The following is a 16,796-nucleotide window of genomic DNA, read 5'->3' on the forward strand; positions in this document are numbered from 1 at the left end:
GCGGCTCGAAATTTGTTGGGTGAAAATTATGATTCTCCGGAGAATATTTTTATTTTTTGGCTTTACATTCATTTTGCTATCAGCCAATGGACAAACTTGGTGTGGTGTAGGTAATTTTTCTCCAGAAGAAAAGAAAACATACCTTGAGTTACTAAAAAATACCAAACCATCCAAAAAACTTAGAAAAGGAACTGCTTATGAAATTTATCTTAAACCAAAAGTAATTCACAATAGCAAAGGCTCACCTAGCATTTCCACGACTCAGGTTTTTGAATTGATAAATAAAATAAACCAAGACTTTCTACCCATCAATATTCAGTTTATAGTGGACAATAATAATATTCAACATATCGTAGACGATGAATATTATGACCTAAAAACCGAAAACGAGGGAGAACTGAGATCAAAATATGACAGCAACGAAGGCATTAATATTTATTTCACGCACACCATTACAAGGCCAGACCTCAGTCAATTAAATGGATACACCAGTTTACCTAACCTTAGCCAAGGCTCTAATAACATAGTGCTGAGCTACTTAGACAATTCACCAAGTCATTTTTCGCTTCTTAAAGAAAAAATAATCACACACGAGTTAGGCCATTATTTTGGTTTGCTGCACACTTATCAAGACAGCAACCACGAAGACATTACGAAACGAGAACTGGTTACACGTAGTATAGGGGCTAATTGTAGTACCACTGGAGATATGCTGTGTGATACACCAGCCGATCCTTTTGATAGAATACCATCCATATTTTCGTTCGGTTGTAACGAAAAAATACCCTCAGAAATCAGAGATTTCAATGGAGAGAGCTACTATCCGCCGGTTGACAATTTCATGTCCTATCACCACAAATGTGGCTTCAAGTTTACACCAATGCAATTTCAAAAAATGGAATCAGGCTTGAATATTCGCCTTTCTCCATTAGCTGAATACAAAATTACCAAAAACGTCTCGAACTTTTTAAGTGTTTTAAATTTGGACAAGAATGTATATTGCAAGGGCGAAAATGTTATTGTAGATTATCAAAAAACTGGATCTTTTGATGCTAAAAATCAATTGAAAGTTGAAATTTCTGACAAAAACGGCGAAAATTTTAGAGAGGTGTCAGAGTTTGAAGTTCTGAGTGACAAACAAATCAAAGTCAAAGTAGATCAATCATGGGAAACAGGAAGCAACTATCGACTCATTGTGAAATCCACTCTTCCCTACTCTGAGAGTCCTTTGAGCCAAAATTTTGAAATCAAGTCATATCCCACGGCTGAAATAACAAGTTCCCAAATAAAAGTAAATCGTGGAGAATCATTCCATTTAAACGTAACATTTGGAGGCTCAGGGCCATGGAGTTTTAAAGACTGGGACGGTTTCAACTACAGCAATATCACCTCTAAATCTATCAGTTTCAGCATAGAGGCCGATTCAAATAGATTATTTTCTATTTCAGAAATTTCGAACGAATGCGGCACATTAGCCCAATCTCCAAGTGTCTTCATAGAGGTCTTGCAACCCTCTATAAAAATAGAAAGCAATGGAGTATTTTGTAATGAAACGCTCATAAACATGCCACTAACAGGCGTAAGAACAACTGAGAGTGCAGATTATTACCAACTCCAAATTAAACACAATTCTCAAACAATAATTATATTACCAAATTTGAGTCAAAATTCTCTTCAATTTTACTTGCCTCAAGAAATCCAAAAAGACAAAACATATGCTCTGAAAATCGTCGGTAAAAAATTGGGGGAATTTAGTAATACCATATCTTTCATTGTTAAAAACCCACCAGCTCAGCCAAGCATCGTAACTCCACTGCATGTTTGTTATGGAGCAGAAAACTATTTTTTGACTGCAATAGGCAAAAATCTCAAATGGTATGACGAAGATAACTCTAAAGACTTTACCTTCAGTGTATTACTAAACACCAAACAGGCTTACAAAAAAAATTACTTCGTTTCTCAAAGTGATTCTAATGGCTGCGAAAGCCTAAAAAGTAAACTGGAAGTAATTGTGGATGATCCAGTGTCAGCCGAGATCTCAGGGAGCACAAGTATTTTCTTGGGAGACTCTGCCTTTGTACAGCTCAATCTAAAAGGTTCACCACCTTGGAATGTGTCAATAGACCCATTGGGAGATTTCAATATCAATACTCCAGAAATAAAAATTGCTGTGAATCCACTCTTAACTACCGAATATAGACTTAAAGGCATCTCTAATTATTGTGGAATCGGAAGTGTTTCTGGCTCTGCAAGTGTTGTGGTCCAAACGATTCTAGGAAACAATCCAGTCGAAAATAGAGAGATAAAGGTCTTCCCAAATCCAGTTACCCAAGAAAAAGTACATTTCGAGGCTTCCAACGAAAGAATTTCAAAGGTACTGATTTACAATATTAAAGGGGAAATACTCAAAACACAATGGACAAAAAATCAATCTAGCGGTGATCTGGATTTATCAAATATCGGCACTGGCAAATACTGTTTAAAGTTAATAGGAACCAACAAAACCTATAACTATCAGATTGTCAAATAGAAAAGGAGAGCCTCTAAAGACTCTCCTCTTGAAATAGTATAAGCTTATTATCTTATAACTCAGGAATTCTCAAAACTTGACCTGGGTAAATTAGATCAGGATCCTTCAACATTGGTTTGTTTGCTTCAAAAATCACAGGGTATTTCATGGCATCACCGTAAACAGCTTTTGCTATTTTAGAAAGGGAGTCACCTTTCTCAACGGTATGGTATCTTGCCTCAGGAGCCGGAGTAGAGACAACCATCTGATTGTCAACCGCACCTACACCTTCAACGTTTCCTACTGCCAAGGCAATTTTCTCAGCGTCTTCTTGGCTTTCAGTTTCACCAGAAATAGTAACTGTGTCACCATTTACTTTAACTGTAAGAGCTTTAAACGCTAAACCTAGTCCCTGTACATGAGCCAAAAGAGCCGAAGCCTTAAGCTCTGGAGTTTTTTCGGCAACTTCAGATTCTGATTTACCAAAAATCTTCTCACCTACTCCCTTAAAAAACGACATTAATCCCATTGTTGTTGAAATTTTAAAATTGAAAATTTATTAAAGACAAATTTAAATTTTTTGTCTGGTATTTAGACAGAAAAGAAAAAAAAATGTCACAAAAAATATTGATTCAAAAAATACGTTTAAATTGCAGAAAAATAATTTTAATCAAATGCGAAACATACTTTTAATCTTAGGGTTGGTTTTATCATTGCAAATGGCAAATGCCCAGTCTGACGAGGAGCTAATTACCCAAACCGTGAACGATTATCTTGAAGGTGGAACGAATGGAGAGGTAGAAAGATTCAAAAAGGCCTTCTTAAGTGATGCAATACAAAAATCTGTTGGCAAGACTGGTGTTACCGGAATGACAGTGGAATCTTTGGCATCGAAAATAAAACCAAATCAAAAAATGGAGCGGACTACAAAAATAGTTTCGTGGTCTTACGCTGGCACTGCAGCAACAGCAGTTACGGAAACTGAGTATCCAACTTCTAAGATTATAGACTTATTGAATCTTTTGAAAGTAAATAACGAGTGGAAAATCGTAAGCAGAGTTTATTCAAGAATCGAAAAAGAAGAATCTGTTACATCCTCGAGCCCTATGGTAGCAAAAGTAGACCCCAAAGCAAAAGGAAAAACAGCAGCCGCCACCCCTCCAGTTAAAAAGAAACCTGTAGTAAACGACGGCTGGTGATTTGAAAATTTTATTTCAGAATATTTAAAAGATACTGACCATAGCCCGACTTTACCAGAGGTTGGGCTATTTTTATGAGCTGTTCTTTGGTGATGAAACCCATTCTGTAAGCCACCTCTTCTATACAACCCACCTTTAGGCCTTGTCTTTCCTCTATGACTTGTACAAACTGGCCTGCTTGCATTAGCGAATTAAAAGTACCAGTGTCTAACCAAGCCGTTCCACGATTCATAACCCCAACCTTCAGATTTCCCCTTTCCAGATATACTCTGTTCACATCGGTTATTTCATATTCTCCTCTTGGCGAAGGCTCAATATTCTTAGCTATTTCTACAACGTCATTGTCGTAAAAATACAAACCAGGCACTGCGTAATTACTTTTAGGAACTTCAGGTTTTTCCTCGATACTAAGTGCATTAAAATCCGCATCGAACTCTACTACTCCGTATCTCTCCGGATCCTGAACTGGATAAGCGAAAACCATTCCTCCGTCAGGATCAGCACAAGACTGTAAAAGTTTGCTAAGACCGCTTCCATAAAAAATATTATCACCTAGCACCAAAGCTACTTTGTCAGTTCCAATAAACTCTTCACCAATTACAAAAGCCTGAGCAAGGCCATTTGGCACTGCCTGTTCGGCATATTCAAACTTACATCCTATTTGCGAACCATCACCCAATAATTTCTTAAAATGCGGTAGGTCATGGGGCGTAGAAATAATCAAGACCTCGTTTATACCCGCCAACATCAAAATCGATAAGGGGTAATAAATCATAGGCTTATCGTAAACAGGCATCAATTGTTTACTAACTGCCAATGTCAAGGGGTGAAGTCTAGTACCGCTACCACCAGCCAATATAATTCCTTTCATTTTTTAGCTTGTTTTATTTTCGTACATAGATGAATAGTATTTCTGATAATCACCCGAGGTAATATTCTCTATCCAATCCCAATTATTAAGATACCAATCAACCGTCTTGGACAAACCTTCCTCGAAAGTTACAGATGGATTCCAGCCCAACTCGGTCATCAATTTGGTAGCATCTATAGCATATCTGAGGTCATGACCAGCTCTGTCAGTTACATAGGTAATTAATTCTTTGCTTTTTCCTTGCGGATTGCCTAGTTTTTGGTCCATCAAATCACAAAGTAAATGAACGAGGTCAAGGTTTTTCCACTCATTATTACCACCGATGTTATATGTATCTCCGTTTTTCCCATTATGAAAAATAGCATCGATAGCTCTTGCATGGTCAATAACGTACAACCAATCTCTCACGTTTTCGCCTTTGCCATATACTGGCAGGGGTTTGCCGTTTTTGATGTTATTTATCATCAATGGAATCAACTTCTCCGGAAAATGATTTGGCCCGTAATTATTTGAGCAATTTGAAACCACTACAGGCAAGCCATAGGTGTTGTGATAGGCTCTCACAAAATGATCCGAACTGGCTTTTGATGCCGAATACGGCGACCTTGGGTCGTAACTCGTAGTTTCAACAAAAAACTCACTTGGGTCATGTAGCTCCCCGTAAACCTCATCTGTTGATACGTGATAAAAACGCTTGCTCTCCATATTACCTTTCCATGTATTCTTGGCCGCATTTAACAAATTACAGGTACCAATCACGTTGGTTTTCACAAATGCCATAGGATCGGTTATAGACCTATCCACATGTGATTCCGCCGCCAAATGTATTACTCCGTCAAATTGATATTTAGCAAAAAGTCCATCAATGTAAGCTTCATCTACAATATCTCCATGTTCAAAAACATAGTTCGGTAAGCTGTCAATATCTTTAAGGTTTTCCAAATTGCCTGCATATGTCAATTTATCCAAATTAACTGTCTGGTATTGTGGATATTGCGTAACAAATAATCGCACCACATGGGAGCCAATAAAACCGGCTCCACCAGTTATCAAAATACTTTTTTCAAAACTCATCAATTATTATTGTTTTTTAATTTTAATTCCCATGCCCAGGCATCTTTTAAACTTTCTTCCAATGTTTTTTCGGTTTTCCAGTTTAATATTTTAGATGCCTTTTCTACATTTCCGTATATCTTCTCCACATCCCCTGCTCTTCTTGGACCTATCTCATAATTCAGCTTTAGTCCATTTACCTTTTCGAAAGTTTGAATTACTTCTAAAACAGAGTTACCCTTGCCTGTACCTATATTAAAGACATCATAAAATGTACCATTTTTTGTTTTCAATAAATCCAAGGCCGCCACATGGGCTTTTGCCAAGTCAACCACATGAATAAAATCCCTAACATTTGAACCATCCACAGTATCATAATCATTCCCGAAAACCACCAGTTTTGGCCTTTTACCGATCGCTGTTTGGGTCACAAAAGGAATCAGATTGCTTGGTACTCCATTTGGCAATTCTCCAATCTCCGCACTATCATGTGCACCGATTGGATTGAAATATCGGAGTGAGATTATATTCATATTCTCACCAGATTTTATGACATCTTCCAAAATATCCTCGGCAATAGCCTTGGTATTTCCGTAAGGTGATTCTGTTTTTTTCTTTGGGGTTTCTTCACTAACGGGAATTAGGTCAGGTTCACCATAAACTGTGCATGAAGAACTAAAGACAAGGTTTTGAACACTTGTGGCCTGCATTACTTCTAAAATATTAAGCAGAGAACCTATGTTGTTCTTGTAATATTTGATGGGCTTCTGAACAGACTCTCCCACCGCTTTAAATGCAGCAAAATGGATAATCCCCTGAATATCATGCTTTTTGACTATGGATTCGACAGTCGAAAAATCGTTACAATCTGCTTGGTAAAAGGGAACATCAAAGCCAAGTATATTTTTGAGGCCAGTTAGTACAGTAATCGACGAATTACTAAGATCATCAATAATTACAGGTGAAAAACCTGCATTTACCAATTCTACAACTGTGTGTGAGCCAATAAAACCTGCTCCTCCAGTAACGAGTACGTTCATATTGAGATATTTTGACAAAAATACTAAGATAAAAAATGTTTTAAAAATATTGTTTGGTTTTAAATTGAATCCTTATGATATTGACCAAAAAAACTACCGTGATGAATAGGGAGGATATAAAAGCAATGGTTTCGCTGCTAGATGATACAGATGTCGAGGTAGTTAGCATTATAGAAACTAATCTCAAAAATCTGGGTCAAGAAGCTATTCCGATTTTGAAAAGAGAAAAGGAAAACAAAGGTCTCAATCCCACAGTGCAAAAAAAACTTGAAGACCTGGTACATGATATGCACCTTTCTAATCTATTTGCCGAGTTTGAAATATGGAAAAACACCAATACGTCTGACTTGCTTACAGGGCTTTGGTTAATTTCAAAATATCAGTTTCCTGACCTCAAAATAGAGACCATAAGTGAAGAAATAAAAAATATCCAAATGGAGATATGGCTTCGTACGCAAGACAAAATGCACCCTAATGATATGGTAAAAGTCTTGAACGAGGTAATATTCGAATATTTTATGTTTGAACCAAACATTAAAAACTTTCATTCTCCCTCCAACTCCATGTTCAACTTGGTTCTTAAAGAAAAAAAAGGCAATCCTGTTGCCTTGAGCTGTCTGTATATTTTACTTGCTCAAAAACTAGACTTGCCTATCTATGGTGTCAACCTTCCAAACCTTTTCGTTTTGATTTTTGATTATCCAGGTTATCGTTTTTACTTGAATCCTTTCAATAGAGGTCAAGTTTTTGTAGAAAAAGACATTGATGATTATTTGAAACAAATGAACATCGAACCCAACGAAAAATACTACAAATCGTGCTCCAATACCGAAATAATCAAACGGATTCTAACCAATCTTTCTTTTGCTTACCAAAAAGCTGGAGAAGAAGATAAAAGAATGGAGATTAACGAAATACTTACCCTTTTCGAATAAGTTTCAATTTGGCTTAAAAACGTTATTTTTGAGATTAGAATCAATTATAATCCCTCTAGGATTAAGTCTAAGTGATTCTATTTCAGCACTTGATGGATAGTTGAAATTCCACTCTTTGGTTTTTGACCAAATATCCACCGGCAAGTTGATAAGAACCGCATCTTTACCCCTTTCCTTTATTTCCAACTCTATTGGCATAGGCATTTGTTCCAAGTTCTCCAGTGTGATATTTATACCGTTTGATGCATTGTTATTAATGTATTTGGCAGATTTTATCGCTTGGTCTATTTTGTAGTTTTCGAAAAACCAAGATTTCCAAAACCATCCTAAATCCTCTCCTACCACGTCCTCAACTGTATGGAAAAAATCAAAAGGCGTAGGATGTTTGAAAGCCCACCTTCTTATGTACTCTTTTAGGGCAAGATTCATTCTTTCTTCTCCCACCACGGCTTCGGAAAGCATTTTTAGCCCGATGGCTGGCTTGTAATAGGCCAATGAGCCAATCTCTACTTCTGGCATTGCATCGGGTGGAGTAAGAATAGCCTTGCTTCCTCTTGCAAAAAAGCCCATATCCTGAGTATTTTGCTCTTTATAATATTCGCCACTATTAAAAGCCTTCATGGACAGCATGTTGATGTAGGTATTAAAACCTTCATCCATCCAAGCAAATTTCCGCTCGTTGGTACCTACAATCATCGGAAACCAAGTATGACCAAACTCGTGGTCAGTTACCCCAAAAAGTCCAGCTCTTTTGCTTTTGGCACTACAAAAAACTATTCCCGGATACTCCATTCCACTCACGATTCCGGCCACATTGGTAGCAACAGGATATGGATATTCAAAAAGCTCTTTTGAATAAAACTCCATACTATGTTTGGTATATTCAGTCGAACGTCCCCACTCATTTTTGCCATCAACCTCGGCAGGATAAACTGATTGTACCAAAATATTTTTACCAGACGGCAAACTTGCCTTGGCTGCATCCCAAACAAAGGCAGAAGAACTAGCCCAAGCCACGTCTCTGGTATTTTTACAAGTAAATTTCCATGTCAAAACACCTGAATTCTTTGGACGAGAATTATTTTTGCCAATCTCGTCTTTCTCTAAAATCATCACGGTTTCATCCGAATTCTGGGCCTTTTTTAATCGATCTAATTGCTTACTAGTCAACACTTCTCTTCCGTTTAACAATTCACCGGATGCGACAACTATATGATTGTAAGGGACAGTGATTTCAAAGTCGTAGTCGCCATACTCTAAATAAAACTCGCCTGCACCTAAATACGGTGTAGTATTCCAGCCCTCTATATCATCATACACACAAACCCTTGGAAACCATTGAGCTATGGTGTAAATCACCCCATTTTTAGCATCATACTTACCCATTCTGTCAGCTCCATTGTCAGGAATTAGAAATTCAAAATCCATTGAAATCTCTACCTTTTGTTTTGTTTTCAAAGGTTCAGACAAAAATATCTGCATCCTTGTATCGTCAATAAAAGATTTTACGGGCTGATTTCGAAGATTGGCTCTAGCTTGTTCAACCTTCAGATTTGCGATTTTGTACCCACCTTCAAAATCTTTCAATCCGTATCTGCCTAAGTTCGGTGGAGTGGTTTTACTCCCTCTTGAAGTTGAATTAAACTTGTTCTGATCCAATTGAAGCCAAACAAATGTAATTTCGTCGGGTGAATTGTTTATGTATTCTATTTTTACATTACCGGCAATGGTATTGTTTTTTTCATCTAATGTGGCCGAAATTTTATAATTGGCTTGATTTTGCCAATAAGCAGGCCCAGGATTTCCTGAAGCACTTCTGTAGACGGTCGATGGTTGGTAATTTATCATGGGGTTAAAAACCGCCACCGGATCATATTTTGATTTTTCGGTTGACTCTTGTCCAAAACCTTGAACAGCAATAGATAATGCGAGAACTAATAATTTGATTTTCATAATTTAAGCTTTTGGATGTGCCTTTTTATAGACCTCCTTTAATTGACTGATTGAATTGTGCGTGTAAATTTGTGTAGCAGCGAGGTTTGAATGGCCCAAAAGTTCTTTGATGGCATTTAAATCCGCCCCCCTATTCAACAAATGAGTGGCAAACGAATGCCTTAAAACATGAGGTGATTTCTTCGAAATGGTGGTCACTAACTCCAAATAATGTTTGACTTTCCTTTGAACGAATACATTGTAAAGTTGCTCGTACTTATCGGTTAGCAATAGATAGTCGTTTGCAGTTATGGAACTCAAACCTCGAATTTCTTGGTATTTCTGAATTAAATCAAGTAAAGTTTGATGCAAAGGGATAATTCTGTATTTGCTTCTTTTACCTAAAACCGTAATTTTCCTTCCAAAAATATCCACATCCGAACTTTTGATATTTACGAGTTCCGAAAGCCTAATTCCTGTACCATAAAGCATTTCTAACAATAACTTATCTCTCAAACCTTCAAAATCCTCGGCAAATTCTATATCAGCAAAAAGATTCTCCATGGGTGTTTCCTCCACATAAACAGGTAGTCTTTTGGCCATCTTGAGCGATTTCACCAAAGCCACAGGATTGACCTCAATCTTTTTCTTTATCTGCAAAAACTTATAAAAAGCCCTTAAACTCGCAATTTTTCGATTTATGCTTCTGTTGTCTATTTGGTTTTCAGATAGTTGCACTATCCATGCTCTTATATCTTGATATTGAGCCTCCGAAATATCATACGCACGATCTGGAGAGCTCATAAAATCTTGAAATTGCAACAAATCAATCTTATAAGCCAACACCGTGTGGGGGCTCAGTCGCTTCTCGTTTTGGAGGTAGGATAAAAAAAAATCGACCAATTCTGCAAGATTAATGTTCCTTACAAAATTAGTCGAAATATATGGTTCTACAAAAACGATTAATCGTCGATGTGTCCGTATGTTTTTTGCTTGTATGACGCTCTGATCACTTCGAATCTTCGCGATACTGAGGTTTTCTCAAACGCTTGACGGCGTCTTAGTTCTTTCAAAACTTTAGTTTTTTCAAACTTCTTCTTGAAACGTTTCAGAGCCTTATCGATTGACTCATTATCCTTAATTTGAATATGTAGCATAATTTACACCCCCTTCTTTTTAAATCGGACTGCAAAGGTAGAAAAAAAGATAATAAAACCAAGGCTAATTATTTGAAATATAACAAAAAACTAAATCTTTGATTAAAAACAAATCGAACTTTTGGATAATTATAATTATTTTTAAAATTCAAACCCTAAATAAATAATGAAACTTCAATCAAAAAAAGACGAAAAGCTCACTTATGACGCAATAGTTGTAGGTTCAGGAATATCCGGCGGCTGGGCAGCTAAAGAACTGTGTGAGAAAGGATTGAAGGTACTTATGCTTGACAGAGGACGAAATATTGAGCACATAAAAGACTACAAAACAGCCCTCAAAAACCCTTGGGATTTCGAACATAGAAACGTGAAAGTTCCACTGGAGGAAATGAAAAACTACCCCATTCATGAACGAACGGGTTTTACAATCACCGAAGCCTCCAAAGATATGTTTGTAAAAGATGTGGACTATCCATACCTAGAAGAAAAACGCTTTGATTGGATAAGAAGCTGGCAAGTAGGTGGTAAAAGCATTACATGGGGGCGAGTAGCTTTGAGATTTAGCGACCTTGATTTCGAGGCAAATATAAAAGAAGGAGTAGGTGCCGACTGGCCGATCAGATACAAAGACATAGCACCCTGGTATGACTATGTGGAGCGTTTTGCTGGTATTTCTGGTAGTTTAGAAAATATTCCCCACCTACCTGATGGCGTTTTTCAAAAGCCCTTTGATTTGACATGTGTTGAAAACCATTTAAAAGGGGTTGTGAGCCAAAAATTTAATGGCCGTTATGTGATACCTCCACGTCAGGCCCACATAACCGAACCTACCGAGGAACAGCTTGCACTTGGTAGAGCGAAATGCCAAGCCCGAGACATGTGCTGGCGTGGTTGTCCGTATGGGGCATATTTTAGCACACAATCGGCCACCTTACCTGCAGCTACACGTACGGGTAATCTCACTGTCAGACCACATAGCATAGTAAGCGAAATACTTTATGATGCGAACAAAGGCAAAGCATCAGGCGTAAGAGTGATAGACCAAAACTCGAAAGAAGTTCTGGAATTTAATGCAAAAATAATCTTTGTCAATGCATCTGCCATGGCTTCCACCTATATTTTACTCAACTCCAAATCGGCCAGATTTCCAAATGGAATGGGAAATGATAGCGGTGTTTTGGGCCATTATTTGATGGATCATCACTTCTCGGCTGGAGCTTATGGAACGGTTGAAGGTTTTGAAGATCAATACTACTATGGCAGAAGACCGAATGGCTTCTATGTACCTCGCTACCGAAATTTTGGCAACGACAAAAGAGATTATTTGAGAGGATTTGGCTACGAAGGTGGAAGTGGACGAGGTTGGAACGTGCCCAAGGAAGACTTTGGGGTAGATTTTAAAAATAATGCTTCCAAACCAGGCCCATGGAATATTAGTCTGAGTGCATTTGCAGAAACTCTCCCCTATTTTGAAAACAAAATGTGGATTGATGAAACAAAAAAAGATCAATGGGGAATGCCTTTGGCTAATTTTTCTGCTGAAATTGGTGACAATGAAAAACGTATGAGAAAAGATATGGTAAACGATGCCGCAGAAATGTTAGAAGCCGCGGGATACAAAGACATTGGCACTTATGACGACTTCGAAGGCTTTGGCCGTTGCATTCACGAAATGGGCACAGCGAGGATGGGACACACACCCAAAGAATCTGTCCTCAACAAACACAATCAGGTTTGGGGAGCAGAAAACGTTTTCGTGACTGATGGAGCTTGTATGGTATCCAACAGCTGTGCCAACCCTTCTTTGACCTATATGGCTCTAACTGCAAGAGCAGCTGATTTTGCTGTTAGTGAGTTGAAAAAAGGTAATTTGTAAAATGCTGTGTTAATTTTTACCCTTTAATTAAAAACAAATCAAAACAGATGGATATTCCACATTCAAGAATAAATGCCATAAAGTTTATTCACAAATACCTGGAAGACACTGACGTATCAGGAAAAACCGTAATAGATTTATCAGCTGGGAAAGGGTATGTGGCCGGACTTTGGAGCAATGCCGGAGCAAATGTACTTGCCTTTGATCTCTATCCTGACTTGATGGAAAACAAAAACATTCAGAGTCAAAAAATTGACCTTAATAAGCCATTCCCTATTCAATCCGAAATAGCAGATTTTGTTTTATTAATGGAAACGATTGACCACATTTCAGAACAAAGACTACTTTTCGAGGAAATTAGTAGAATACTCAAAAAAGATGGCATTTTGATTCTAACTAAACCAAATAATAGCAATATTTCGGGCAGAATAGCCAACCTTTGGCTCGAGTCTGAACGTGGGGATATGTTTTTACCCAACGAAAATACAGTTATTGGGTATGATGATGACCGAATTTATATGGGTAGAATATTTTTAATTGGTATACAAAAAATAAGAACTTTGGCCGGCCTGGCAGGCTTAAAAATACATAAAATTCATAAAAACCAATTTGGTATTAGCTCTTTTATATTTTTCATTTTCATTAGCTGGATGTTTTTCCTTAGAACATATTTAACCTTCAAAAAAATATCGAAGAATTCATCGAAAGTTGAAAAATCGGCACTGAAAGAGCAATATCTGTTAAATCAAAACCCTACAATACTTTTTCACAAGCACCTATGTGTAACATTCAAGAAACAGTGCTAATTGAAAAGGCCAATATCAATAGCTCTATTCTTAAACTTAACTTTCCACCTATCTATCCTTTTTTTTAGCTGGAGCAGAAATCCCTCCTGTGGTATCGGTGATGGCCCTGTAAAGTCAGTGCCAATTTTGAGGTAATTATTAAAAAAAGTATTACTGCTCATTCCCCATTTGAGTATAAAATTACTTCTACCGTCGTTTCGTTTTACTCTGGTGGTACTAATGCTTCCAAAATGATAGGCCCTACTGGCACTTACACCTTTAAAATACCTCACGCCATAATGCCAAAGTTTTATCATAAAATCTGGATCACTGTACATACCTGGAAAAAACTCAACGCTTAAACCACCGATGGCCCTAAAGACAAAAGTGGGCAAAACAAGCGGGTACCATTGGCTTCCCGTCCAATCATTTTTAGGGTAGGTGTGATACAAACTTAAAAACTTCTCTTCATCAAACTCCGATGGGTGTCTCCCAAAGTCTTTATTTGGAATAATGCAAGGAATTTTCTTGTCGTAGGGTTCTAGCATGGTGCCACTGATACACCATTTTTCATCAGTTTGATTGTTTATTTCGTCTAGCAAAAAACCATCCCAGTTTGGACAGAGGTAGAGGTCATCATCTATTAATACGAGGTTTTCAGAAACAGCTAGATGTGATACCGCGTTGAAACCATAGCAAACACCGCAATTTTCTGAACTTTTAGTATAACCGATATCTTTTTGGCTCAAAATCCAGTCTTCAGTGCCGTCATTACCTTCATTGACATGAACCAATATTTGGTGTTTATAGGAGCTATTTTTTCTAATACTAGCCACTACACATTTTAAATAATCAAGATTGTTCCAGGTCGGAATCAAAATTGAAAAAACTGGCTCAAAATTTAGCCTTACTTTATGAATTTTATAAATCATAATTTATACGATAACTCACCAACCGAGCTGTATTACTTCAGCAATGTATTTTACATCTGATTCTGACACTTTAGCATGAAGTGGGAGAACAATATATCTGTCCTCCATAGCATCCATATTGGTAAACTTTCCTTCCTGTCTGCCTCCAAAAATAGTGTATCGGTCATTTCTAAAATGCACCTGCGAAGATTCTATTTTATGTCTTCTTAAATGGCTCATAAATCCCTCTCGATCATCCACTTCGGCCGTAAGGAGCCAAGCGGCATGCTCTCTATTCTGATATTCGGAGCCAATAATTCTAATCCCTTTGGTATTCTTTAAATATTCACAATAGAGCTTGTAAAGATTTTGCCTATGGGCCAAATGCTCATCAAATTCCTCCAAAGATGCCAAACCCATACTGGCAGCTATATCAGTCATTTGGTATTTATAACCTATTTCGGTAATGTCATTATCCCAAATTCCTTTTTGTTTTTGAAGTCTATCAATTCCAAACCACCTCAGTCTCTTCGCTTTTTCTAAAAGCTCAGGATCTTTGATAGCCAACATGCCCCCATCAGCAGTAGTTATATGCTTAATGGCTTGAAACGAAAACATGGAAAAATCACTTTGACTACCTATTATTTCGCCTTTATAGGTAGCACCAAGTGCATGAGCATTGTCTTCTATTACTTTCAAATTGTATTTCTCAGCCAAGTACCAAATTTTATCCATTTCACACGGCAAACCACCATAATGCACACAAACAATGGCTTTGGTTTTGGGAGTAATTAATTCTTCAATGGCATCGGCATCGATATTTAGATTATGGTCTATGTCGCAAAAAACGATTTTTGCCCCTATATAAAGAAGTGGGATATTAGTTGCTGTGCAAGTGAATACCGGAACGATAACTTCGTCATCTTCTTTAATACCAGATAATAAGTAAGCGAGATGCAATGCATCAGTGCCAGAGCCAACGGCCAGACTTTTGCATGGATATGAAAATTTAGATTCGAAGGCTAGTTCAAATTCTTCAACTTTGGGGCCTTGGCCAATCCATCTGCTTTTTAAAACTTCATTGATGTAAGTGCCTGCGTTTTTAGGAATGTTAGGATGAAATAAAACGATTCCTTCATTCACATCCATTAACGGATGCTCATTTAGAGATTTTTCTAAGGTCATAACTGGGTTCTTTTAATAAATCTATGCAATTTATAAATAAGTTCTAAATTACCTTATGTGGAGACAAAAATATATTTTTTGAGGATTAAATTAGATTATCTTACTTTTGTCAATACCTAAAATAAACTATAAAATGAGAATTGGCTACGATGCAAAAAGAGCCTTCTGTAACAATACAGGCTTGGGTAACTACAGTAGATTTATAATAGAAAACATCCTGAATTTTAAGGATGAAAATATTGACATTGTCGCATATACTCCAAAAACAAAAGAAGGATATTTTGAAACTTTTCCAAAAGAAAAAATCCTTCTTCCGCAAAAAAAGCTTTTGTCTTCCATATGGAGATTACACTTCATTAAGAAAGACATAAAAGCAAAAGCCTTAGATATCTTTCATGGTTTGAGTAGTGAAATACCCATATTTGTGAATTGGAAAAATACCAAAACTGTAGTAACCGTCCACGATTTAATTTTTCTGAAATATCCCCAATACTATAAATATTTTGATGCTCTAATATATAAACTTAAGTACAAATATGCCTGTCACAAGGCAGATAAAATTATAGCTATCAGTCAACAAACTAAAAATGACATAATTGAACATTTTGGAATTCCTGAAAATAAAATTGAGGTAATATATCAAAGCATACAAGATATTTACCGAAAAGAAATTAGTGAAAGTGAAAGAAACATAATCACGAATAAATACAAATTACAGAAACCATTCATTTTGTCAGTTGGCACTCTAGAACCGCGTAAAAATCAGTTGAATATTGTAAAAGCATTCCATCAACTGAATGATAAAAATCTAGAATTGATACTTGTGGGCAGAGGCAAAAAATACAAGGACGAGATAATAGCTTACATAGAAAATAACAAAATAGAAAATATTAAAGTATTAAGCGAGGTAAAAACCGAAGATTTACCTGCAATTTATCAAAGCTGCTTGACATTCATATACATTTCATCTTATGAAGGATTTGGGATTCCAATTGTAGAGGCTTTGGCTAGCCAAAAATCCATCATTGCTGCAAAAGGATCATGCCTTGAAGAGGCTGCAGGAGAAGGTGCTATCTATATTGAGCCTGACAACATAAATCAGATAACAGAGGCCGTAAAAGCCATGTCAAACAATGAAGACTTAAGACGAAAACTAGCTCGCAAAGGCCAAGAACATCTCAAGAATTTCGACTCTGATTTATTAATTTCCAAGGTAATGAAAGTTTACAAAAGTTTATTGTGAGGCCATTTTGAAGATTTTAGAAGTTCTATAAAACTTAGCCTAAAATATCTCGTTAAAATTAGTTCTCATTCAAAATATTTTTCGAAAACATATTTAATTG

15 protein-coding genes are annotated in these 16,796 nt (G+C 36.9%); 6 read left to right on the plus strand and 9 right to left on the minus strand.

Annotated elements, in window-relative coordinates; all coding sequences use genetic code 11:
• The first annotated feature begins 28 nt into the window (after window positions 1–28).
• Entirely contained in the window at window positions 29–2,530 is a 2,502-nt protein-coding gene (locus EGI31_RS17680) for a zinc-dependent metalloprotease (RefSeq protein ID WP_255038483.1), read from the plus strand.
• A gap of 52 nt (window positions 2,531–2,582) precedes the next feature.
• Here the strand turns inward: EGI31_RS17680 and lysM are convergent, their stop codons facing one another.
• The gene (gene lysM, locus EGI31_RS17685; protein ID WP_255038484.1) at window positions 2,583–3,038 is read right to left on the minus strand and encodes a peptidoglycan-binding protein LysM; all 456 of its coding nucleotides are present in this window, start codon (window positions 3,036–3,038) and stop codon (window positions 2,583–2,585) included.
• 145 nt (window positions 3,039–3,183) lie between these two features.
• Here lysM and EGI31_RS17690 point away from each other — a divergent pair, with 145 nt between their 5' ends.
• Entirely contained in the window at window positions 3,184–3,708 is a 525-nt protein-coding gene (locus EGI31_RS17690; RefSeq protein WP_255038485.1) for a nuclear transport factor 2 family protein, read from the plus strand.
• Window positions 3,709–3,718: 10 nt separating this feature from the next.
• On the opposite strand, the gene rfbA is transcribed toward EGI31_RS17690, so the two are convergent.
• The 3 genes from rfbA to galE are packed head-to-tail and all read right to left on the minus strand — an operon-like array spanning window position 3,719 to window position 6,672.
• A complete protein-coding gene (gene rfbA, locus EGI31_RS17695) occupies window positions 3,719–4,579 on the minus strand; it encodes a glucose-1-phosphate thymidylyltransferase RfbA (protein ID WP_255038486.1) in 861 nt (286 codons plus the stop codon).
• Window positions 4,580–4,582: 3 nt separating this feature from the next.
• On the minus strand, window positions 4,583–5,653 hold the full coding sequence (rfbB, locus tag EGI31_RS17700; RefSeq protein ID WP_255038487.1) for a dTDP-glucose 4,6-dehydratase: 1,071 nt from the start codon (window positions 5,651–5,653) through the stop codon (window positions 4,583–4,585).
• Window positions 5,653–6,672, minus strand: a complete 1,020-nt coding sequence (galE, locus tag EGI31_RS17705; RefSeq protein WP_255038488.1) for a UDP-glucose 4-epimerase GalE — start codon at window positions 6,670–6,672, stop codon at window positions 5,653–5,655. Before galE ends, rfbB begins: the two co-directional genes overlap by 1 nt.
• A gap of 74 nt (window positions 6,673–6,746) precedes the next feature.
• On the opposite strand from galE, the gene EGI31_RS17710 reads away from it, so the two are divergent.
• Window positions 6,747–7,607, plus strand: coding sequence for a transglutaminase-like domain-containing protein (locus EGI31_RS17710; RefSeq protein ID WP_255038489.1), 861 nt, complete (start codon window positions 6,747–6,749; stop codon window positions 7,605–7,607).
• A gap of 3 nt (window positions 7,608–7,610) precedes the next feature.
• Here the strand turns inward: EGI31_RS17710 and EGI31_RS25575 are convergent, their stop codons facing one another.
• From EGI31_RS25575 to rpsU, 3 genes are read right to left on the minus strand one after another with little or no spacing between them, the layout of a single operon-like run.
• Window positions 7,611–9,560: a M1 family metallopeptidase gene (locus EGI31_RS25575; protein ID WP_255038490.1), complete on the minus strand. Its 1,950-nt coding sequence runs from the start codon at window positions 9,558–9,560 to the stop codon at window positions 7,611–7,613.
• A gap of 3 nt (window positions 9,561–9,563) precedes the next feature.
• Window positions 9,564–10,442, minus strand: a complete 879-nt coding sequence (locus tag EGI31_RS17720; protein ID WP_255038491.1) for a tyrosine-type recombinase/integrase — start codon at window positions 10,440–10,442, stop codon at window positions 9,564–9,566.
• 59 nt (window positions 10,443–10,501) lie between these two features.
• On the minus strand, window positions 10,502–10,696 hold the full coding sequence (gene rpsU / locus EGI31_RS17725; protein WP_255038492.1) for a 30S ribosomal protein S21: 195 nt from the start codon (window positions 10,694–10,696) through the stop codon (window positions 10,502–10,504).
• A gap of 166 nt (window positions 10,697–10,862) precedes the next feature.
• On the opposite strand from rpsU, the gene EGI31_RS17730 reads away from it, so the two are divergent.
• Complete coding sequence (locus EGI31_RS17730; RefSeq protein ID WP_255038493.1) at window positions 10,863–12,572, plus strand: GMC oxidoreductase; 1,710 nt, start codon at window positions 10,863–10,865, stop codon at window positions 12,570–12,572.
• Window positions 12,573–12,619: 47 nt separating this feature from the next.
• The gene (locus EGI31_RS17735; protein WP_255038494.1) at window positions 12,620–13,378 is read left to right on the plus strand and encodes a class I SAM-dependent methyltransferase; all 759 of its coding nucleotides are present in this window, start codon (window positions 12,620–12,622) and stop codon (window positions 13,376–13,378) included.
• Here the strand turns inward: EGI31_RS17735 and EGI31_RS17740 are convergent.
• Both EGI31_RS17740 and EGI31_RS17745 read right to left on the minus strand, forming a co-directional pair.
• Entirely contained in the window at window positions 13,375–14,289 is a 915-nt protein-coding gene (locus EGI31_RS17740) for a glycosyltransferase family 2 protein (RefSeq protein ID WP_255038495.1), read from the minus strand. The two genes, EGI31_RS17735 and EGI31_RS17740, sit on opposite strands and share 4 nt — an antisense overlap.
• Before the next feature lie 15 nt (window positions 14,290–14,304).
• The gene (locus EGI31_RS17745) at window positions 14,305–15,453 is read right to left on the minus strand and encodes a DegT/DnrJ/EryC1/StrS family aminotransferase (RefSeq protein WP_255038496.1); all 1,149 of its coding nucleotides are present in this window, start codon (window positions 15,451–15,453) and stop codon (window positions 14,305–14,307) included.
• A gap of 133 nt (window positions 15,454–15,586) precedes the next feature.
• Here EGI31_RS17745 and EGI31_RS17750 point away from each other — a divergent pair, with 133 nt between their 5' ends.
• Window positions 15,587–16,696 (plus strand): glycosyltransferase family 4 protein, encoded by a 1,110-nt coding sequence (locus tag EGI31_RS17750; protein WP_255038497.1) that lies wholly within the window; start codon window positions 15,587–15,589, stop codon window positions 16,694–16,696.
• Window positions 16,697–16,796: the final 100 nt, after the last annotated feature.

The organism is Lacihabitans soyangensis (assembly GCF_024343775.1).
GTDB lineage: Bacteria > Bacteroidota > Bacteroidia > Cytophagales > Spirosomataceae > Leadbetterella > Leadbetterella soyangensis.